This window comes from Acetobacter sacchari, from assembly GCF_017377715.1.
In the GTDB taxonomy this organism is placed as follows: Bacteria; Pseudomonadota; Alphaproteobacteria; order Acetobacterales; family Acetobacteraceae; genus Acetobacter; species Acetobacter sacchari.
Genome location: NZ_JAFVMF010000037.1, coordinates 1 through 20028, shown reverse-complemented (window position 1 = coordinate 20028; position 20028 = coordinate 1). Strand labels below are relative to the sequence as shown.

The window sequence follows — 20028 nt, the reverse complement described above, 5'->3', positions numbered from 1 at the left end:
GGAAATGGAATCACAGAGGAACCCTCAAAACCAGAGGGTTTTTCGAACCCTCCAACTACATTTTTATAATTTACGAACGAATCAGACGTATCTATTGCAGAATTCGAACTGGATACGAGTTTCAATATGTTGCATATGAAGTTCCCATACTTCCAGATATAGTAATATTACTCACCTTCCCCTCAACCAAATCCAGAATCAGGGTAGCGTTGCTGCTTCCCGATGGAAAGTTGTTCGTTGCCGTGGCGCCTGCCGCTGCCGTTACAGTTTAATTTGAGGAGATCGTTGTCGTGGCCATAAGTGGCCTCAACTCAATGTTTGATGTTTTCTAACTTTAATGTTTTAATGGAAACTTAACGATTGCGGCAACATGTAATTTTTACATCACTAGAAGTTCATCCATGCACTTTATGAGAGTGAGGGGCGCCGAATGTGACGACTGAAGCGATCGCCGAGACTGCATATTCGATGCTCATCTCGGCGACGCTTCAGGAAGTCATCATCGTAAAAAACGTCATGCCGTAGGCAAGCACCACGATATACCCGATTGAAATGCCAAGGTAATCCGCACCAAAGAGCACGCCAAGCGCGACCGATACGGGAATCCTTTCTATTATCAGCGTCGGATCAGAGCGGGGCATATACCGCACGGGCGTCGTTGATATGACCTGCACAATGATCGCCATAGCGCGACATAAAGGGCGCCATCGCCATCCTGAACGGCTGTGGCCACCCGATCAAAGCTCTCGACACACTAACAGGCTCGATCACGCTTTCCGGCAAGGTCCGCAATGTCGCGCCAGCCCCGCTTCTTGCGACCATGCTGCGAGCGCACGATCCGTCTGGAGTGTAGTTTAACTAAGGTGAGCGTATTATCGGGCGAGGGGACGGCTGGCGCTATCTCGTCCGGCCGTGGCGGCAGCGTCGCAACGCTGACCTTTCTCTGCTCACCGCGACGCCCGCCATACGGCAGAGGAGCATACCGATGCCCCGCCAACAGGACAGAGCACGGGCGCGAGCCATGCAGTTGCTCCCCATCTGCGCGTATCTGCTCAAGCGGAAGAAAGATGACAGGCGCGTTGAGGCGGCGATGCTGGGGCGGTTTGCCACTAAGAACGCTCCGGCGACAAATAAGCTCGAATCGCATCCAAGCGCCGCTCTAGATCGCGGCCACGCACCCATCTGGCCTGCCACCTCACGTCAACGACAGGCCTCAACAGAAGGGCGCGAGCCGTAAGCGGCAGCCGACCTAGATACCTGATCGTCCGACTTTAGCGCGCTCGCCGGAGATAGAGAATCGTACCTCGGTGCGCCTCTTTGCGCCCCACGATGTTCAATCTTTAAGATGGACAACATGATGGTGAGGCACCGCGCAGAGGCGTCTAATCTCTTGATTTTCTTGGGAAATATCAGAATTACTGGCGGAGGGGATGGGATTCGAACCCACGGTACGACTTGACATCGTACAACGGTTTAGCAAACCGCCGCCTTCAGCCTCTCGGCCACCCCTCCGCGTAACGACACGCCACACAGGCACCGTCGCAGCGCCCGTAGCTTTAGAAGCTTACATTCGCTCCGTCAAACCCCCACAAACGATTGCGTCAGGAATTTAGCTCCTCAAGAGCATGATGCCGGATTGAGACTGCCATCATCCATGCAGAGAGGTGATTCGAACAATCGCGCGAATCCTTTCGCAAGCGGGGCACACATCTCTTCAGCTATGATTGGGCAACAGGAACTTACGAATGAGCTACTTCTTTCATGGATGGATCGGTCTGCTTCTCGAAAATGGACGCGAAGTAGCGGTGCCAGGTTACTCCCGTGTTTCCACGACTTTTCAGGCTCTCGGTGGCGGCAACGAAACGCGCGCCAATACCCAACCAGTGTTTAACGCCACCGCAGACACACTGCCCGCGTGCGCGCGCCTGGGATTGTTTTCCTCGGCTTCCGGACTCGATCCGGCGGTGATCTCCTGGCCTATCGCCTGTTGGTCGCCTGTCAGCGCTGGCGCGTCCTATGTTGTACCATCCGACGACGCCCACTTGATACTCAACCGCTCAACATCGTGGCAAAATGGCACGCAGATTGGCGTAACCGCAGCAGGGCAGCCCGTTTATGTAGCGCCCAACACAACACTGGTTGCTGCGACAAAGGTTTGACAACGAATGTTGCGGAAGAATTTCAGCTGATTTGCCATCTCTTAATTCCACTAATACAAAATAGATATATCATTACTATATAAAACGCTACTATTTTAATGTTTAAATTTCTTCATTACTTCACAAATACATCGCGTTGACACTAATTACTCGCTCCAGGCAGCGCGCAGCACGTCACTTCGCGCGATTACATTGCAAGCATTATCAAAAAATTTGAGAGGCTAGACGTTTACACTCGCGCAGCTGGCGGAAATCACTAATTATTAAAAATTACTTCAAACAATAACAGTATTCATAAAAATATCTACTCAAGAGTTCAAATGCTGAAGCTGAATAGCGCTAGGTAAGCACAAATCAACAACCAACCCCTCAGAATGCCAGGTCCGATTGATTGTCCCGCCTGCAGATCGCACGATACGATCTATCATTTCGCTCCCAAACCCCTCAGATTTGGGGGACGTCGAAATTTTTGGCCCCCCAACCTCAAGCCATGTCAGGTCCAACGACGCATTTTCCGCCGCACACCGAACAGTAACCTGCCCGCTGTCACTGCCAAGGGCACCATATTTCACAGAGTTTGTAGCAAGTTCATGCAAGAACAACGTCAGCGTCGTCATCATGACGCTTCGCAGCAAGGCGTCTCCCCCGACAACCGCACAGCGGCTTCCATAAGGACGCAACACGGAATTGACAAGGGACTGCACCCCTATCAACCCAGTATCAGTGTCCGCCATACTCTTGTTGTCTACAAAAGCCGCGTCCGTAGCACGCGACAACGCCTCAAGCTTTTCACGAAGAATGCACGTGGCGTCTTCCGGCGCATCTTCCGCAGCAGCCTCTTTCTCTGCGATGACAATGAGGCCGGACACAACGGAGAAGAGATTCTTCACACGATGACGCATCTCTTTTGATAACAATTTTTCTCTGTTGATAGCTCCCTCCAACTCCCACTCAAGTATCGTTTTCTCTGTCACATCTCGAGACACACAAAGAATGAACTGTACGCCCCCAGACGAGTCCATTACGGGCGTCAACAAATTATCCCAATATTTCGTGCCTTCCGCAGACTCGCTCTTTCCGTGAAAGCGGGCATTTTCCCCGTTAGCCGCCCTGCCAAGCGCCGCCAATCCGGACTGATGAACGTCCTCTGGCAACAGTGGAATCCAGGGCATTCCAAAACCGGAATCCTCCGCAACGCCCAACGCCAGACAGCCCGCCTTATTCATCATCAATAAGCGACCGCATGCGGATATCATCTTGATGCAGTCGGGCGTCGCGTCGAGCATCGCCTTTTGCAGAATCAATTGTGGCAGATCAGGGGGCGTCGACAAAACGCCGGGGAATGCGACCGACCCGTAAGCCTCGACAGGCGTTTCCATGTCGTCTTTTCTCCAGTCGGCGCATAGAATGATTGCCACCGGTAGCACAACGGGGCGATCATCTTCAATCACTGGCTCAATCTACACGGGTGGCGGCAACGTAGTAAGCTCCGACGACTAAGCGCCAGAACGTCAGACGCCTTTTCTTAACCCCACTGTTGAGATCTACCATAAGCAGCCGCATTCTGTGTGTGAGGTGAATTCACGCTGCCATTCCACGCTGGTCCGGCATCCACTGAGCGTAATGGATATCGCGCAAAAATGCGGCACACAGCGGTTAGTAGCTTCACGTTTGATTCAGATAATTTTCGAAAAACCGAAAATTCTGCTAAATAAAAACGTTAAATTCCCATAAAAAAATCACCTTGCCAATAACTGGCACCGTCGAACATTAGAGAACAATAATTCAACGCGCCGCCAAAGAACAATATTCCGCATCAAATATAAAAATTTGTTGTACTCACAAAGTTTCTTTTCAGATCAAGAAAATAACCAACCGAAATTCATAAGAGTTCCGCCATCTTATCAACCTTCTTTCGCCTGTGCGGCGACGGATCTAATGGCACGAGCCATCGCCTCCACGCCGTTGCCACGATTGGTCGACAGTGCCTGCACCAACCCCAGATCACTCAAAAAACCTGGCTGCGTCGCAAGAATTTCTTCCGGATCCCGCCCTGAATAAACACGTAGCAGCAGCGCCACCAACCCGCACACGATCGCTGCATCCGACGCACCGGCGAAGAACATCCGGCCGCCAGCATCGACGCGCGCCTCGAGCCAAACCTGACTCTGGCACCCGGGAACACGGTGCGCATCATCCGCCCAGGCAGCAGGAAACGGCGGCAATTTCCGCCCGAGTTCGATGATATACTGGTACCGATCCATCCAGTCGTCGAAAAGCGCCAGTTCGTCGCCTATCGCCTCAATAGCATCAGACGCGGTATCATCGACCGGACGAACGAAAGGATCCTCGCTCACAGGATGAACCGGCTTAAATCGCTCTTGTTCGCCAGCGGCGCGACACGCTCCCGAACAAGCGCCGCGTCGACGCGAACAGCCTCACCTCTGCGCTCGGACGCCGTGAACGACACATCCTCGAGCAGTTTTTCAAGCACAGTGGCCAGGCGACGCGCTCCAATATTTTCGACGCGCTCATTCACGTCGGCTGCAAGTTCGGCGAGTGCATCGATAGCGTCGTCGGCGAACTCAAGCGCAACGCCCTCTGTGTTCAGAAGGGCCGTGTACTGCTTCAATAGCGAATGCTCCGGCTCAGTCAGGATGCGGCGAAGATCATCACGCGACAAAGGCGCAAGTTCGACCCGAATCGGTAACCGCCCCTGAAGTTCGGGCAGTAGATCGGACGGTTTGGCCAGATGGAACGCTCCCGATGCGATAAACAGGATATGGTCGGTCTTCACCGCGCCGTATTTGGTCGAGACCGTCGTTCCTTCGATCAACGGCAGAAGATCGCGCTGAACGCCTTCACGCGAAATATCGCCCCCACGTACGCCGCTTTCCGAGGAGCGCGCGCAAACCTTGTCGATTTCGTCAAGAAACACGATCCCGTTGTCTTGTGCGTTTTGCACAGCTTCACGGGTAAGCGCGTCCGTGTCCAAAAGCTTGTCCGCTTCTTCACGAACGAGCAGTTCCCGCGCCACGGGGACTTTCAGGCGACGTTGCTGCGGCGCCCTGCTCATCAGATTTTTCATAAGGTCGTTGAAGTTCACGACACTGCCCGGCTGCATGCCGGGCATCTCCGCCCCGCTCCCTGCCGAAGCGGGGTCGGAAACAGCGATCTCGACTTCCTTTTCCTCCAGAGCGCCGTCACGCAGCATCTTGCGAAATTTTGACTTCGTCTCGGCGGATGCGCTCTCACCCACCAGGGCGTCTACGAGCCGGTTTTCCGCCGCTTCTTCCGCGCGAGCTTGCACGTCACGTCTGCGCACATCCCGGAGCATATTGATCGACGCCTCGACGAGATCCCGAATGATGCTCTCGACATCGCGGCCGACATAACCGACCTCGGTAAACTTGGTCGCCTCGACCTTCAGAAAGGGCGCCTGAGCGAGTTTCGCCAGACGGCGGGCGATCTCGGTCTTGCCGCACCCGGTCGGGCCGATCATCAGGATGTTCTTCGGCACCACCTCTTCGCGCAGAGCGTCTGGAAGTTGGCTCCGACGCCACCGATTGCGCAGCGCAATCGCCACCGCCCGCTTTGCATCAGTCTGCCCGACGATGAACCGATCAAGCTCCGCAACCGTTTCCGATGGCGAGAAATGAAGGGCGCTCATCGCGCGGCTCCTCCTTTGCCAGATAGCACTTCAAGAGTGACCGAATGGTTGGTGTAGACGCAAATATCGCCAGCAATCTTCATAGCGCGTCGCGCAATTTCACCGGCTCCCAACTCCTCGACCGTCATCAGGGCGCGGGCGGCCGATAGTGCATAATTGCCGCCGGAACCGATGGCTATGACCCCGTCCTCGGGTTCAAGCACGTCCCCATTGCCTGTCAGCGTGTAGGAATGCGAACCGTCCGCCACCGCCATCATGGCTTCCAGCCGGCGCAAATAGCGATCGGTGCGCCAGTCTTTGGCCAGTTCCACGCACGCACGCTCAAGCTGGTTCGGGTAACGCTCAAGTTTTGCTTCAAGACGTTCCAACAGCGTGAAGGCGTCTGCTGTAGCTCCTGCGAAGCCAGCCAAAATCAGGCCATTGGGGCCGATCCTGCGCACCTTGCGAGCGTTTCCTTTGACTACAGTGTTACCGAGCGTCACCTGCCCGTCGCCTGCCATGGCGACTTCATCGCCGCGGCGCACACATAAGATCGTCGTTCCGTGCCACCCCACGGGGTCGTGGGGTGTCGCCTGATGAGTGTTCATGGACGTATGAAATAGGGCTTCGCGCGAGGATCACAAGAGGCCCCAGGTCCAAGCACGGAGCCTTGTGATCGGGAGGGGAAATTCTGTCGGTCCAAATCCGCCAAGCCCTGCGACACAGCCGTGAAACCGCAGACTGTCTGATTGCAAAAATCGAGATAACGATGCAAATAGACACTTTAAGATTACTCGATGAACAGTAGGACATCCACCATGGCGCCCTCGAAGGACGCGACTAGTTCACTCAAAAATTTTTACGTGCATTTTACAAAACAATACGCACCAGTATTAAAACAAAACCAAAAAAAAATATTTTTGGGCGCTGGTTTTTTTCTTCTCTGTATTCTGTACGTCACCGCCTACTGGAACGATCCCGGAATGCCTTGGCCGTGTGGCCGCTACCCTGAAGGGTGGTGGGGCTGGTTCGATCAATCGAATTATTTCAAATCGACGGTAGCCCTTGCTCATGGCGATCTTCGCCCTGAACAACACTGGTATCCTTTTGGATACGCCCTCATCGGCGCCCCCTTCGTCTGGCTCGGGCGACAGGTATATTTTCTCCCTGACCTGATTTGCCTCCTGCTCGCAGCTCGCGGATTTATCAGCTTCGCACGGACATGCGGCGTAGCGAGCACATCCGCGATGCTGTTGTTTCTCCTGGGAACGTGCAGTAGTCATTCCATCCGTTCTGCATGGGCTGAGCCATGGAACACGACCTTGGCGGCTGCCCTTATATGGAACGCGCTCGCTCTCTCCGCCCGAGAAATATCGACTATCGGCAACCGCTGTGACACTTCGGCAGCGCGCGAAGGAGCCTTAAGCCTCGCTCTGCTCGGTGCGATTCTTGCTTTTATGCCCGTGACGCGCCCTACTGACGTAACGCTCGCCGGCCCCATCGGGTTGACCACGCTCGGCGCATTGTATCTACAGCGCGGAAGTATTGCGAATAAAATCGTGCGCTCTATTACGCTCATTGGCGGATGCTTACTAATTTGGATTGCATGCGCCGCACTATATCTTTCGATTTACGGCTTTCACCCGACCCAATACATGATCGTGTCGCGCAACATGGGGTTCCGTCTCGAGGGTCTCGGATGGAAAACCTATATACTGCTTCTGACCCCTCGCCCATGGTTTCCAGACGGCGCAGGCTTGCTGGAGCGTCTTCCGTGGATTGCTCCAGGCCTTGCTGGGCTGATCGTCGCGCCTTTTGTGGCCGACCGAAAAGGACGCTGGGTCCTCGCGCTGCTCAGCGTCCTGATTACGGGATACTCTCTGCTGTTTTTCTCTTACGTGGACCTGATTCCAGCCGGACTCTGGCGCTACAACAATGTGCATTATTTCAAGTGGCTGCTGCCTGGCCTCGCGCTGCTGGGATTCATTGCCTGCCGCGCCCTGACTGGAGTCAACTGGCGTCTTGCGGCCGCAGCGCTTGCGGGCGTCTATTTGGCTACCTGCATTAGGTTTCTCCCCTACCGCACACTACCGGACGCTGCGCCGATATGGATGGTTCAGAAGTCCGAACCCCCTCCATCTTGGCCCGACGCCTATTTTGAACACAGCGTTCTTCACGATAATCAGCAAGCTTGGCGTAATATCAACGATTTCCGTGCAATGCCTGACTCACAAGGCGAACGCTGGATCGCTTTGCGCGCTCCTTTCTCAGGCATCGTACGCCGCGAGCAGATGAAAAACGGACAAGCTGTCGCAGGAACAGAAACGCTCCCCGATGCGTCCAGTAATGAATTATACTGGGGCATGCAGCTCGGTTTTCGTCTCGACCCATGCTGGCTGCCGCCTTACGCCTGCTCAAGAAAGGACCCGCAGCCGTGAGCGCGGCCCGATACGCTGACCGTGCATGCTAAATCACGAAGCATAAATTCACATGACTATACTCTGTGACGACACTCCATCGAACGCCAACGTGCCAGGGTCATATCAAGGCCTCTGTGAGCACTCGAGGTTGGCACTTCGAAGCCGGGGCCAATTGATGCGCAGACGGAAGGTTGGACGACCACAACCTTCATTTAGCAGAACATAACATCGCATCGATTTGCGATTTAAGATCCCGCAAGGCTGATCTGTGATTTCAAACTTCGTTCAACTTCACAATAGGGGCCGCCACTCAACGCTCGTCAATCAGATCGGCGTGGCACCCCCTCACGCCGACTGGGCCGCCCGCGCCACCAGATTCAACGCCATCGCCAGCATTGTCACCCCGACTACGCAGTCGAGCACTCGCCACGCCGCAGGTCGCGCCAAAACCGGAGCGAGAACGCGTGCGCCATACCCCAGCGAGACAAACCATAGCAGGCTCGCCAACGCGGCTCCCACGACGAACGCGGGGCGAGCGTCAAGCGGCTGGGCCGCGCCCGCAGCGCCCATCAACAGCACCGTATCGAGGTAAACATGGGGATTCAGGAACGTGAACGCCGCCGTCTTGGCCAGAGCCTTGCCCAACGGCAGCGGCGGCGCGCCATCGGCCTCCATGCCGCCGGAACGGATCGCCCGACGCAGAGCCGACAAGCCATACCACGCCAGAAAAGCTGCGCCCCCATATGTCATAAGGCTAAGCATCGCCGGAGCAACATGGACCAACGCGCCGATACCGCTCACGCCGAGGCTGATCAAGGCGGCGTCGCAAATCGCGCAGAACATAATGATCGGCCCCACATGATTACGGCGCAGCCCCTGCTGCAACACGAACATGTTCTGAGCCCCGATCGCAGCGATCAGTGAACAGGATAACGCGAAACCGGCCAGCCCGGCGGACGACAACGAAGACATGCCTCCGTGTGACGCTCCACACAAAGAAAGTAAAACTTGATTTTCTTAATCAAATGAAGATTTTCTAATTTCATGCTCGACTATCCCGCCCTCTCCGCCATGGCCGCCGTCATTCGTGAAGGAGGCTTCGAACGCGCAGCCGAACGGCTCCGCATCACCCCTTCCGCCGTGTCGCAGCGGGTCCGCAGCCTCGAAGAGAAACTCGGCGCGGTGACTATCGTGCGCGGCAAACCATGCGCACCCACCGAACTCGGGGCGCTGCTGTGCGCGCATCTCGACAAGGTCAGACTGATGGAGAACGATCTGGCAGCACACCTGCCGTTGGGCGCAGTCGCGCTCTCCGAAAGCGCCGTCACACTCGGGATCGCAGTCAATGCGGACAGTCTGGCGACCTGGTTTCCTGACGCTCTGGCCCGCTTCACCGCATCGACCAAGGTTCTGGTGGACCTCAAACTCGACGACGAAGCCCACACGGCGCAACGCCTGCGCTCCGGCGAAGTTCTGGCGGCCGTGACTGCCGACCCCGATCCTGTGCAGGGGTGCCAGATCACGCAACTCGGCGCATTACGCTACGTCGCCTGCGCCAGCCCGGCCTTCGCTGAGCGCCATTTTCCGAACGGCGTGACGCCGGGTGCGCTCGCAGAAGCGCCAGTGCTCCGCTTCGACCGTCGCGACGCCCTGCTGGCTCGGTGGATGCGCGCCGCATGCGGGGTCGAGCCGTCCGCTCCGACTCATTGGGCTCCATCGACAGCCGCTTTCGTCGACCTCGCGATGATCGGTGTGGCGTGGAGCCTGAATCCCCTGCCCCTCATCCGCCCACATCTGGCAGATGGGCGCCTGATTGACCTCGCCCCTGGCCATCAAATCGACGTTCCTTTGTATTGGCAGGCAGCCCGCCTTGAAGCCAGCGCCCTGCGCCGCCTCACCGACGCTGTACGAGCCGCCGCCGCGCTGTCTCTGGAGCCTCCGGCGTCAAACCGCCCCTGACTGCGGAATATTTGCCTTACCGCGCCCCTGAGAGCGGACCAACGCAGATCGTAGACGACGATTGAGCGGCTCCGAATACCCGCGCGATATCAGTGCCGCCAACCCGGAAGCCCCGACCATAAAAAGCGCCAGGAGCGCGAGCTTTTCGTCCCCATGCACGCCAGCTGGCGGCCACACAGATCTCATCAACCCCAGAACGACCAGATGAAAAAGGTAAAGCTCGTAGCTCTGGCGTCCGAACCATTCGACACAACGTAACGCGCCGCTGCGTCGGGCAAGCGCTCCCTGCGGGTGCGCGTCACCCGCCCACAGCAGAAAGCCGGCGAAGAGCGCCATAAGCGTCACACCATACACATTGGTTACACCTATCGATTCCCATAAATACAGAGAGACCATCGCAGCCATGACCACAGGCTGCGCGATGCGCGCCACCCGCTCGTCGAGCCTGCGACCACGCGCCAGAAGCGCCGTGCAGCATCCGATCGCGATTCCGTCGAACGACGCAAAATAGGCGAAGAGGAATCCCCCCTCGTCCCCCTGATGATACAGACGATAAACCGGCCCCGCCACGATCACCGCCAGCCACACGCCCACAATCCATCGCGTGTCACGCAGCAGGCGGGCAAGAAGCGGAAACGTCAGATAGAACACCTCCTCCACCGACAGCGACCACAGCACGCCAAGCGGGTAATTGACCCACCCCATATGGCCAATCAGAACATTCATCCAGAAAGTCAGCGCCGCGATGTTCACCAGCCACCGGGAAACCGGTTCGTGCGTCGCCGGATCGTGGCTGCCGAAGATGGTCACTCCAGAGGCATCCAGTCCGTTGACGATAAGCAAAAGAAGCAAAAGGCAGGGAACGATGCGCGCGATCCGCAGCCCGTAAAAAGAGCGAACGTCGATCCGGGGCAACGTCCCCCAGCGCTTTTCGGAGTTCGATGTTATCAGAAAGCCCGAAATGACGAAAAAGATCGTCACGCCGTAATTACCGTTCCGCGCCACCGCCCGCACGAAATCGGGCGAAAGCCATCGCCCCAAGGCCGTGCCGGGAAGATGATACGTGATGTTGAAATGATGCAGCAGAACGAGAAGGATCGAGACGCCGCGTAAAAGATCAACGCGTCGATTGCGAACGCCGAGAGTCATCGCGTCGGTCTTTCTGGTCAGGGACTGAAGTCCGAAACGGTACAAAAACTGCTCAGGTCATCCTTTACAGAGGGAATGGGGCAAAAAAACGATCACACCGTTTTGCGAAGACGAAAGTTCTTCCCCTCTCTCCAAAGCGGTATCCATGACGCAAAAATAGATTTCCGACACCCGCCGCCCGGTCATTTGTCCAATAGATTTAGGTTATGGCCAGAGACAGAGCTGTCAATCGCCCCATTCAAGACCACACCAAGGTCAATATATTTTTCCACATGAGAACCTCGTCTCAACAGACTTCGTTCTCAAATATGCACACCCAATAAAGAGAATTTACCGCTGGGCGAACCGTCAGAAAATGTCGCGGCTCTGTTCCACTTCTATTTCGGCGCCCTGGCACCAGGTCGTAATAATCCAATGCGCCTGAAAGAGCTGATCCAGATCCACTTCAATATCGTCGAATGGCCGACCATCTTTCATGCGTGGATAGCGGAAGCGTTCCGCCAAAGGATCGAAAGATTGCATCTCAGCGATCATAGTCTGCACGCGTCGAGTAAGATCGTCATTGTCACAATATCCGAGCGTCGCGCGCTCCCGAAGTAATCGGCTGAACAATTTGTTCAGATCATGACCGAGACTGCCTCTCAGTTCGCCAGCAGTGTATGCGATGGCTGATTTAATGTGAAGTTCGACGCTCTGCCGCCAGAGCATCAGAAGCGGCCTTTTGAGAACGCTCATTGAACGGTCGGCCTGAGCGCGATCCCACATTTCCTCGAATCCCCGTTCAAAGCTGTAGGCAAGAAACTCCCAAGAATCTGAGATCGGGTTGTCTGGCCTCTGTCCCAAGAATGACCGAAGCTCCGGCTGCAAGTCCATGCATTGTTCAGCCAACGAATCACGACGTTCAAACGACACTGTGCTTCGCATCCCACGAAATTCCCGATTGATCGGGAGTCTGACTCGATAGGCGTGCAATAGCTCTTCCCCTCTCAGGAACAGGCCAAAGCACGCCACCGTAACTAGATGACCAACTGCGGCGGCAAGATTGTAACTCTAAGGATGAGATGTAAACTCTCTCTCCACTTAATACTCTGATCTCAATGGTAGACGATAGCTGCGTGAATCGGACACGCCGTCTATCTCCAGCCCATTGATGGGTGGCGCGCCAGGCACGATTCAACTAGCGAATTTAGGGTTTGTGCGTCACCGCAACTTTCTCTGCTTCAGTTACACAAATAACACTCCCGAAGACGTCAGCAGAAAAAAGACGATCAACCTACTCTCCGTTTATCACAACGGACAGACAGAAATCACAGTCATGCAACCGTAGTCGTAAGCAGCACTATTACCCCGCGAGCACCGTATCAATCCCGGACAGCAGCGCATCACGGGTAAACGGCTTGGCGATAACCTTGGCGCCTGTCGGCAATGTCGCCCGATCTGCGAACCCCGTAACGAAAAGAATCTTCAAATCGTGACGGATTTCAGCGATGCGTCGGGCGCACTCGTCCCCATTCATTTGCGGCATGAGCAAATCCATGACCACCAAACCGATTTCAGGCCGCTGCGTCGTGAGGTCTATCGCCTCCGCCCCGCTGTGACATTCGATGACATCGAACCCGGCCTTGGACAGGAAACTCGATGTCACTGACGCGACACTTTCGTCGTCGTCCACCACGAGCACGCTTCGCCCACCGCCACGCTTCGAACTGGCGTTAACGTCCTTCGCCGCATCTCCACGCACGCCTGAAGACGAACTCTCCACGGCTGGCAACCAGAGTTCTATGGAAGAACCTTGCCCTGGCGCGCTGTTGACGCGCACCCCACCCTGATTGCGCTGCATGAAGCCATAGATCATCGACAGGCCGAGACCAATACCGCCGCCCACCGCCTTGGTGGTGAAAAATGGCTCGAATATCCGCGTCTGCGTCTCAGGCGACATGCCGACCCCACGATCCGACACGGTCACAATCACATAACGACCGGGCGCCAGCGGTTGGCCAGACAGCGTTTCGGGCGGTTCCTGCCCCTTCGCGGCAGAACCGCCGGAGTTCGAAGAGCCGTGACCCATTCCCGTTTCCGGAGCACGAACCATCGCCTCCCGCGTCGAAATTAGGATTTCACCGCCATTCGGCTGCGCATCCCGCGCATTGAGACACAGATTGACCAGCGCCACTTCAAGCAGCGCAGGATCGGTCGACGCCGCCGGAAGACCTGCCGGCGCCGAGGCGACATGAACCGGCGTCATGCGCTTCCCGCCGCCTCCGACGCTCTGTGTCAGCAACCCCTGCATCTGTTCGAGAAGTTTCGGAACATCGACTGATTGACGCGCCAAATCTCGCGGTCGGCTGAAATCCAGCAACTTCTGCGTCAACGTCGCGCCACGGCGTGCAGCGTCCATAGCATTGCCGAACAGCCGCGCAGCCCGGGCGTCCAGATCCGGCGAAAGGTCGGAAACCAGCTCCAGGGACCCCAAGATAGCGGTCAGCAGGTTGTTGAAATCATGCGCGATGCCTCCCGCCAACGTGCCTATGGCCTGCATCTTGTCGGCCTGCCGCAACCGGCGCTCCATCTCCATCAGATCGGTCACGTCCTGATCGATCAGGACAGAAATTTCCGACACGCCGTCCTCACCGGATGTCGAACCCGCGCGACCGCCACCCAACGCCACGCGGGTGACGCGGTGCCAGCGCGGCCGTCCGGACGCGTCGCGTCGCGCGACCAGCTCCGGCGCTCCGCTGTCGCTGGAACTGGTCTTGTCGCCAAGGACCGGGGTTCCCGACGGCGTAAAATCTTCTTCTCTACGGCCAAGGCATTCTTTTTGTGAGCGTCCCAAAGCCCGCGCCGCCAACGCATTCAGACGCGTGAAACGCCCCTCCTCATCCTTGAACGCAAGTCCGACAGGAAGATTGTCGAAGAGACTCCGCAGGATTTCCCGTTCCGCGGCCAGCATCCGCCGCGTGCGACAGGCTGCGGCGGCTTCCCGCACCATCGCCCGCAAGGCGTCCGGCTCCCACGGTTTGGCGGCATAGAACGTAATCGAACCCCGGTTGAGCGCGCTGGCCACCGTTTCGAGATCCGCATACCCGGTCAGCAGAATCGCAGCCGCGTCCGACATCGTCCGCGCTTCGGCAAGGAAGACATCCCCCGTCATGTCGCGCATGCGCTGGTCGGACACGACGACGGCGAAATCGCTCCGCTCCGCAATCAACGCGAGCGCCTCACGAGCCGACGTGGCGCGCACGATCTCAAACTCGTCCTCCAGAAGATCCGAGAGCGCGACGAGAATCTCCGGTTCGTCGTCCACCAGCAGCACGCGCTCGCGCGCTGCCGCACCATGATGCCCGAAACTGCGCAACAGAGAGTCAGGCCCGTTCATGGCGAACCTCCATGCTTCCGGTCTCGCCTTCGGTCGCGCGCATCGCCGCAGTGACCGTATGCTGCAGCTGATCGTCCAACGATCCGGGGGCGCGGTAAGGCACTGCTATCGTGAAGCAGGCGCCGCCTTCCGGCGACACCCCCACCTCGATCCCGCCGCCATGGGCCTGCACCACGCCATAGGCTGTGGCGAGCCCAAGCCCGGTACCGACCCCGACCGGTTTCGTGGTGAAGAAAGGCTCGAACACGCGTTCACGCATGAAGGGCGGCACGCCCGGTCCATTATCACAAACCGTGATCACGTAAGCGTCCCCAGCCCAGTCAGTGATCAGGCGTGAGACGCTTCCCGCCACAACGACGTCATTTGCCGGACAAAGCGCCGTCTCTATGCGGATACGCGGTACGCCGCCATGCGCGCCGCCTTCTGCCTCAAACGCGTCAACCGCGTTGCTGATTACGTTCATCACCACTTGATGCGCCAACGCCGTCTGGCACCGCAATACCGGGGGGGCGCCGTACGCGCACTCGACGGCAATATCGTCTCCCAACTTGGGACCAAGAAGCGACAACACTGTGCCTATAGCCTCAGGCATGTTGACGTCCATAAAAACACCCTGATCAAGACGGGAGAAATGCCGAAGACTTGACACAAGGTCACGCATCCGCCCCAACCCGACCGACGACGCGCCTAGTCGATCGCGGCTCTTGTCAAGCAGAACGCGCGCCTCCCCGGCATTGTCCTGTGCGAGCGCCGATATCGCTTTTTCCAGATTTCGCGCAACAGTATCCTCATGCGCCAAAACGAAAGCCAGCGGGTTATTGAACTCGTGCGCAATTCCCGCGACGAGTTCGCCCAGTGACGCCATCTTGGCTGACTGCACCAGTTTGGTCTGCGCGTCGATCAGCTTGCGGTTGGCGGCGGCAAGTTCCGTGTTCGCCTGCTCCAGCGCTTCGGCCAGCGCGGCCTTTGCGCGAGCGCCCTGCATGGCCGCCTCGCGCGCGGCGCGCTCCGCTTCGCTCCTGCGGCTTTCGTCCTGCAGCACTTTACGACGAAGCAGCGCCCGCACATGCAAAAGCAGGAAATCGACGTCTATGTCCGCACCTACCAGATCGTCTACGCCCGCAGCATACGCGTCGGACGCGTGGTCGCCCGCCGATCTGTTCCCGCCACCGAATCCCAGCAGCCGTGTGGGCGCGCCACCGCCCACACGCGCGTTTCGGCGCGCGTCCAGACTCCGGCACAACGCAAGGCCGTCGAAAGCCGGACAGGTCAGATCGACGATGACGCAATCCACCGTGTCGATCCACAGGTCCGGCGACGCGAGTGCGACATTATCCAGCGCCATCGCCTCCATGCCGTCCCCGCGAAGCAACCGGATCACCGGAAGCCTGCCGAGGGCAGCGGAAGGATACACGGTCGAGTCATCCACCCCCTTCGGACCGCCATCGGCTGCGCGCGCTGCGTCGCCGCCAGATTCTCTCTTCCCGGCGAGAGTCGTCATCGAAGCATTCAACCGCTCCACAGATTCCCGCATCACATGCAGAACTGGCGGTCCCCACGCCATCAAAGCGCCACCCGGTCCCGTAGCCACCGCCACCGCCGGGCGTCGGAACATCCCGCGCGACGGCGTTTGCGGCATCGGATGCTCGCGCAGAAGAGCCCTGATCCGAAAAGCGAGCAGACTGGTGTCCGCCGAGCGCGGGACGCAGGCGTCAATTCCCGCCAGCAGCACCTCTCGCTCCAGCTTCGGGTCGTGGCCATCTGTCAACATCAGAACAGGCACGGCGCGCGTCGCCGCGTTCAACCGAAGCTGGCGCGCCATCTGGCCGCCATCCATTCCCGGCAAACGAAAATCCGTGACGACCAGCAAGGGAATCCAGGTGTCCAGACTATCGAGAGCCGCCTCTCCGCTCTGCACGCTCTCGATCTCGAAGCCGTAAGCTTCAAGCATGGGGCCTATTCTCAGACCCTGCGTGGCGGCGTTTTCGACCAACAGCAGACGCGGCGCCTCATGCTTCATGATCGTCACCATTTTCACAAACCAACACGCGGGCGGCTGCGGAGGCAAGTTCGCCCAATGCTTCCGCCGACCCAACTGCCTCCGCCGCCGCCATACGAGCGGCGGCGGCGGACGCAAACGGGTTGCGTGCAGGACGCTCCTCGTACGCCTGCCCGCCGGCATGCCGAATGGCAAACAAACCAAGCGCGCCGTCATCCTCGACCTGCCCCAGAAGCACAGCCATCGCATCGGAACGAAGCGCCTCGGCCATTGAACTCAACAGCATGTCGAACGATGCGCCGTGTAAACCCGGAGCGAACGTCCCTAAAGCGCCAGACAGAACGGGCATCGGCACAAGCGCGCCGGAGTCCGAAACCCGAAATCCGTCCGACACGGCGACGACCTGTACCGGCCCAGTGGCGATCGGACCCGCACGCCCGCGCACCGCCCCTCCCGGCGCCACGCCATTGAGCCACACCACAAAATCATCAAGAAACGGCGCCGCGACCGATGTCAGAAACAGCGTCGGCGGACGCGCGTCGCCAGCGCTCTCCAGCATACGGAGCGCTGAACCCAGCGCGCCGCCGCCCGCAAGTAACGCCATCACCTTCGCCGGCGCAGAATCTGTTCTGCGCACAGCATCTAGCTTGCTGCCGTCAGCAGCTCCCCTAACGTCGGATCGAGACACATCTCCCGAACGTCTGGAGGCCTTGCATACAAGCGCCGACGCGGCTCCCAGCAACTCCCAAGCCACCGCCTCCTCAACGCCGTTCGAACCCTCCAAGCCCGACCCGCCGGCACTCTGCCCGCCAATGCGCGGAACCAGCGCCAAGGCTCCTGACCGAAGGCTTTCGAAGGCAAGGTCGAGAGACGGCGAACCTGGCGCGATCGTGACCACAATCGCCACGGGACGAGACGCCATGATCCGCCGCGTCGCCTGCAGTCCGCTCATCCCCGGCAGATCGGCGCGCATCACGACCACGTCGAACGCAGACGTTTCCAGCAGGGAGACCGCATCCTCCGCCCCGGCGACGTCCCGGCACGAAATCGCCCCTCCTTCAATGCCCGTCAGAAAATCCCGCAGCCTCGCGCGAACGCTGGCGTCGTCGTCGACCAGAAGGACACGCATGGAAGGCAGGACGATGCGCGACGACGCGGCAGGTGGCGGAGCAGCAATCATGCGGCCACAAGGCCCATAAACGTGACCAACCCTTGATGAGGCGCCAGGTGCCGCGCAGGCGCCTGAGCCTGCGGAGCTGTGACCAGCCACGGGCGCATCTGCGGAATGCGGAGAATCTCGTGAGTCACTGGCATATCTCCGTCGGGCCTTCAGGCGGCTTGCGCCCATGCGCTCCTTACGAAACTCGAAAGATACGACGGATTACCCTCCGCCGCTGTTCGCAACTGCGTGTACCCTGTTTCGTCGTCGTGGTCTCGCGCATTGCGGACGCTCCAGCACCGCTTCCCACAAAACGCGGAGCCAAGGTTCCGGGACGGTTTCATTCTGTGCGGCGCCGCAATAACATCAGCTGGTTTAATATAATCGACAATCTTAGGCTGTCAGCCACGAGGGTTCATGCCTCCATCCAGTCAGATATCACATGTTCCTCTGCCAGACGGCTTCGATCCCGATCTCGCCAACGCGGATCTGTTACCCGTTCCACCTGAAAAACGCGACTGGTCCTGGATCAATATGGCGACCGTCTGGATGGGGATGGTCCACAACATCGTGGTCTACGAAGCCGCCTCCGGCCTGATGGCGCTGGGCTTTTCCGCCTGGCAGAGTCTGGGCGTCGTCGCCGTAGCCTACGGCGTACTGTTTCTCGCCATGTGGTTCAACGCCCGGCCCGGAACGAAATACGGCATACCGTTCTGCGTCCTGATCCGCTCTTCATTCGGGCCAACCGGCGCGCAACTGCCCGTCCTGTTGCGCGGGTTCTGCGCCGTGTTCTGGTTTTCCGTGCAGTCCTACGCCGCAGCGCAGGCGGTCGATGCGATCATGTCCACGCTCAGCGCCACATGGGCAGGATGGACGATCGCGTTTCTGGGCATGCAGATCAAAACATGGCTGGCGATGGCGATCGTCTGGGCGTTGCACGGCTGGATTACCAGCCATGGCGTTCATCGCATCCGCAACTTCGAACTGATCGCTGGGCCACTGGTCATCCTTGCCGGGCTGGCGGCGACGATCTGGGCGCTGCGGGTGGGGCACGGTCTAGGACCGCTGTTCTCCCAACCCTCGAAACTACACGGGGCGGCCTTCTGGAACGCTTTCGCGTTGGGCGTAACCGGCATGATCGGCATGTGGGCGACGTTCGCCGTCAACATCCCCGACCTGTCGCGCTTCGTTCGCACACAGCGCGATCAGGTCGTCGGACAGGCCATTGGCCTGCCCCTTACGGCGCTAATCTTCACGCCGATGGGCATCATCACCACGTCCGCCACCATTCTGATGTTCGGGCGTCCGATCTGGAACCCGGTCGAATTGCTGCTGGCCCTGAACCACCCCGTGATCACGGTTTTAGGGGGAGCCACGATCGTTCTGGCGACTCTGTCGGTCAACGTCGTCGCTAACATCATGCCCGCCGCATACGATCTGATAAACCTCGCGCCTCGCCGTCTGGATTTCACAAAAGCGGGACGGCTGGTCCTCGCGCTCGGCGTGCTGTTCGTTCCGTGGCTGTGGTTCGACAAGGCTGACGGAATCTACCGTATCCTCACCATCATTTCGTCCCTGCTCGGCCCGGTCACGGGCGTCATGCTGGCGGATTACTACGTCGTGCGGCGACAAAATATCGCCGTGGACGATCTCTATCGGCGCGCTGGCCGTTACGCTGGCGAACGCGGCTGGGGACATGGGGGCGTGACCGCCTTGCTGATCGGCGGCGCGGTCGCCGCGAGCGGGTTCGTGATCCCGGCGCTGGCGCCCGTCAGTGCGCTATCCTGGTTTGTGGGCGTCGCCGTGGGGGGCGGGGTTTATATAGCTATCGCCTTACGTAAACATCAATTTTTGCCCAACACGGTGAGCGATCATTTTCACATAGAATAGGCAATCGTTACTCCCTCACCTTGAGGAAAATCTTCCCAAATACTTAACGGCCCTATCTTCAAAAGTACTTTCTATTTTTACCACCTGGGATCCGCTGTATAAAATTCCACTCACATAACCATGCCAAAGTCCTTCATGACGCACGAAGACAATACTGTATACATAGGCCATCGCCTTTTTTGCGCCACTGCTTTGAGCTCGCTTAGCTGCCTCTTCTGAGAGCCTGTTTGGAAAATCACGGGTGAGCATTTCTGCGCATGAGATTGGC

General features: G+C 58.2%; 17 protein-coding genes and 1 tRNA gene. 4 read left to right on the top strand and 14 right to left on the bottom strand.

The features are described 5' to 3' along the window. Positions 1–488: 488 nt before the first annotated feature. Together J2D73_RS19465 and J2D73_RS19460 are read right to left on the bottom strand one after the other, a co-directional pair. A complete protein-coding gene (locus J2D73_RS19465) occupies positions 489–674 on the bottom strand; it encodes a hypothetical protein (RefSeq protein ID WP_207884018.1) in 186 nt (61 codons plus the stop codon). 745 nt (positions 675–1419) lie between these two features. Continuing rightward, positions 1420–1512, bottom strand: a tRNA-Ser gene (locus J2D73_RS19460). 233 nt (positions 1513–1745) lie between these two features. Here J2D73_RS19460 and J2D73_RS19455 point away from each other — a divergent pair. Beyond that, on the top strand, positions 1746–2159 hold the full coding sequence (locus J2D73_RS19455) for a hypothetical protein (RefSeq protein WP_207884017.1): 414 nt from the start codon (positions 1746–1748) through the stop codon (positions 2157–2159). A 308-nt stretch (positions 2160–2467) separates the two neighbouring features. On the opposite strand, the gene J2D73_RS19450 is transcribed toward J2D73_RS19455, so the two are convergent. From J2D73_RS19450 to hslV, 4 genes are all read right to left on the bottom strand, one after another. Then, positions 2468–3610, bottom strand: a complete 1143-nt coding sequence (locus tag J2D73_RS19450; protein WP_207884015.1) for a PAS domain-containing protein — start codon at positions 3608–3610, stop codon at positions 2468–2470. 453 nt (positions 3611–4063) lie between these two features. Then, complete coding sequence (locus J2D73_RS19445) at positions 4064–4516, bottom strand: SufE family protein (RefSeq protein WP_207884013.1); 453 nt, start codon at positions 4514–4516, stop codon at positions 4064–4066. Continuing rightward, entirely contained in the window at positions 4513–5829 is a 1317-nt protein-coding gene (gene hslU / locus J2D73_RS19440) for an ATP-dependent protease ATPase subunit HslU (RefSeq protein ID WP_207884012.1), read from the bottom strand. Before hslU ends, J2D73_RS19445 begins: the two co-directional genes overlap by 4 nt. Beyond that, on the bottom strand, positions 5826–6416 hold the full coding sequence (hslV, locus tag J2D73_RS19435) for an ATP-dependent protease subunit HslV (RefSeq protein ID WP_207884010.1): 591 nt from the start codon (positions 6414–6416) through the stop codon (positions 5826–5828). Before hslV ends, hslU begins: the two co-directional genes overlap by 4 nt. A gap of 375 nt (positions 6417–6791) precedes the next feature. On the opposite strand from hslV, the gene J2D73_RS19430 reads away from it, so the two are divergent. After that, a complete protein-coding gene (locus J2D73_RS19430) occupies positions 6792–8246 on the top strand; it encodes a hypothetical protein (protein WP_207884008.1) in 1455 nt (484 codons plus the stop codon). A gap of 327 nt (positions 8247–8573) precedes the next feature. Here the strand turns inward: J2D73_RS19430 and J2D73_RS19425 are convergent, their stop codons facing one another. Next, on the bottom strand, positions 8574–9200 hold the full coding sequence (locus J2D73_RS19425) for a LysE/ArgO family amino acid transporter (RefSeq protein WP_207884006.1): 627 nt from the start codon (positions 9198–9200) through the stop codon (positions 8574–8576). Positions 9201–9272: 72 nt separating this feature from the next. Here J2D73_RS19425 and J2D73_RS19420 point away from each other — a divergent pair, with 72 nt between their 5' ends. Beyond that, positions 9273–10187 (top strand): LysR family transcriptional regulator ArgP, encoded by a 915-nt coding sequence (locus J2D73_RS19420; protein ID WP_207884004.1) that lies wholly within the window; start codon positions 9273–9275, stop codon positions 10185–10187. Here J2D73_RS19420 and J2D73_RS19415 read toward each other — a convergent pair. The 6 genes from J2D73_RS19415 to J2D73_RS21085 form a co-directional block, all read right to left on the bottom strand. Further along, positions 10173–11336, bottom strand: a complete 1164-nt coding sequence (locus tag J2D73_RS19415; protein ID WP_207884002.1) for an acyltransferase family protein — start codon at positions 11334–11336, stop codon at positions 10173–10175. The two genes, J2D73_RS19420 and J2D73_RS19415, sit on opposite strands and share 15 nt — an antisense overlap. A gap of 348 nt (positions 11337–11684) precedes the next feature. After that, positions 11685–12248: a hypothetical protein gene (locus J2D73_RS19410; RefSeq protein WP_341535134.1), complete on the bottom strand. Its 564-nt coding sequence runs from the start codon at positions 12246–12248 to the stop codon at positions 11685–11687. A 430-nt stretch (positions 12249–12678) separates the two neighbouring features. Continuing rightward, entirely contained in the window at positions 12679–14712 is a 2034-nt protein-coding gene (locus tag J2D73_RS19405) for a response regulator (protein ID WP_207883998.1), read from the bottom strand. Then, the gene (locus J2D73_RS19400; RefSeq protein ID WP_243430114.1) at positions 14699–16732 is read right to left on the bottom strand and encodes an ATP-binding protein; all 2034 of its coding nucleotides are present in this window, start codon (positions 16730–16732) and stop codon (positions 14699–14701) included. The genes J2D73_RS19405 and J2D73_RS19400 overlap by 14 nt, the downstream gene beginning before the upstream one ends. After that, positions 16722–17891 carry a response regulator gene (locus J2D73_RS19390; protein WP_207883996.1) on the bottom strand — a complete coding sequence of 390 codons (1170 nt, stop codon included), beginning with the start codon at positions 17889–17891 and terminating at the stop codon, positions 16722–16724. The genes J2D73_RS19400 and J2D73_RS19390 overlap by 11 nt, the downstream gene beginning before the upstream one ends. Beyond that, positions 17888–18019 carry a hypothetical protein gene (locus J2D73_RS21085; RefSeq protein ID WP_279380960.1) on the bottom strand — a complete coding sequence of 44 codons (132 nt, stop codon included), beginning with the start codon at positions 18017–18019 and terminating at the stop codon, positions 17888–17890. The genes J2D73_RS19390 and J2D73_RS21085 overlap by 4 nt, the downstream gene beginning before the upstream one ends. 268 nt (positions 18020–18287) lie before the next feature. Here J2D73_RS21085 and J2D73_RS19385 point away from each other — a divergent pair, with 268 nt between their 5' ends. Then, positions 18288–19760, top strand: coding sequence for an NCS1 family nucleobase:cation symporter-1 (locus J2D73_RS19385; RefSeq protein ID WP_207883995.1), 1473 nt, complete (start codon positions 18288–18290; stop codon positions 19758–19760). 15 nt (positions 19761–19775) lie between these two features. On the opposite strand, the gene J2D73_RS19380 is transcribed toward J2D73_RS19385, so the two are convergent. After that, on the bottom strand, positions 19776–20028 hold a 253-nt coding region (locus J2D73_RS19380; RefSeq protein WP_207883993.1), incomplete at its 5' end, for a hypothetical protein.

What these genes read in the sequence shown, in the direction of transcription:
- hslV (WP_207884010.1), bottom strand. Translation starts at nt 6,416, where the DNA reads ATGAACACTCATCAGGCGACACCCCACGACCCCGTGGGGTGGCACGGA.
- J2D73_RS19405 (WP_207883998.1), bottom strand. Translation starts at nt 14,712, where the DNA reads ATGAACGGGCCTGACTCTCTGTTGCGCAGTTTCGGGCATCATGGTGCG.
- J2D73_RS19390 (WP_207883996.1), bottom strand. Translation starts at nt 17,891, where the DNA reads ATGATTGCTGCTCCGCCACCTGCCGCGTCGTCGCGCATCGTCCTGCCT.
- J2D73_RS19385 (WP_207883995.1), top strand. Translation starts at nt 18,288, where the DNA reads ATGCCTCCATCCAGTCAGATATCACATGTTCCTCTGCCAGACGGCTTC.
- J2D73_RS19425 (WP_207884006.1), bottom strand. Translation starts at nt 9,200, where the DNA reads ATGTCTTCGTTGTCGTCCGCCGGGCTGGCCGGTTTCGCGTTATCCTGT.
- J2D73_RS19455 (WP_207884017.1), top strand. Translation starts at nt 1,746, where the DNA reads ATGAGCTACTTCTTTCATGGATGGATCGGTCTGCTTCTCGAAAATGGA.
- J2D73_RS19400 (WP_243430114.1), bottom strand. Translation starts at nt 16,732, where the DNA reads ATGAAGCATGAGGCGCCGCGTCTGCTGTTGGTCGAAAACGCCGCCACG.
- J2D73_RS19420 (WP_207884004.1), top strand. Translation starts at nt 9,273, where the DNA reads ATGCTCGACTATCCCGCCCTCTCCGCCATGGCCGCCGTCATTCGTGAA.
- J2D73_RS19415 (WP_207884002.1), bottom strand. Translation starts at nt 11,336, where the DNA reads ATGACTCTCGGCGTTCGCAATCGACGCGTTGATCTTTTACGCGGCGTC.
- J2D73_RS19430 (WP_207884008.1), top strand. Translation starts at nt 6,792, where the DNA reads ATGCCTTGGCCGTGTGGCCGCTACCCTGAAGGGTGGTGGGGCTGGTTC.
- hslU (WP_207884012.1), bottom strand. Translation starts at nt 5,829, where the DNA reads ATGAGCGCCCTTCATTTCTCGCCATCGGAAACGGTTGCGGAGCTTGAT.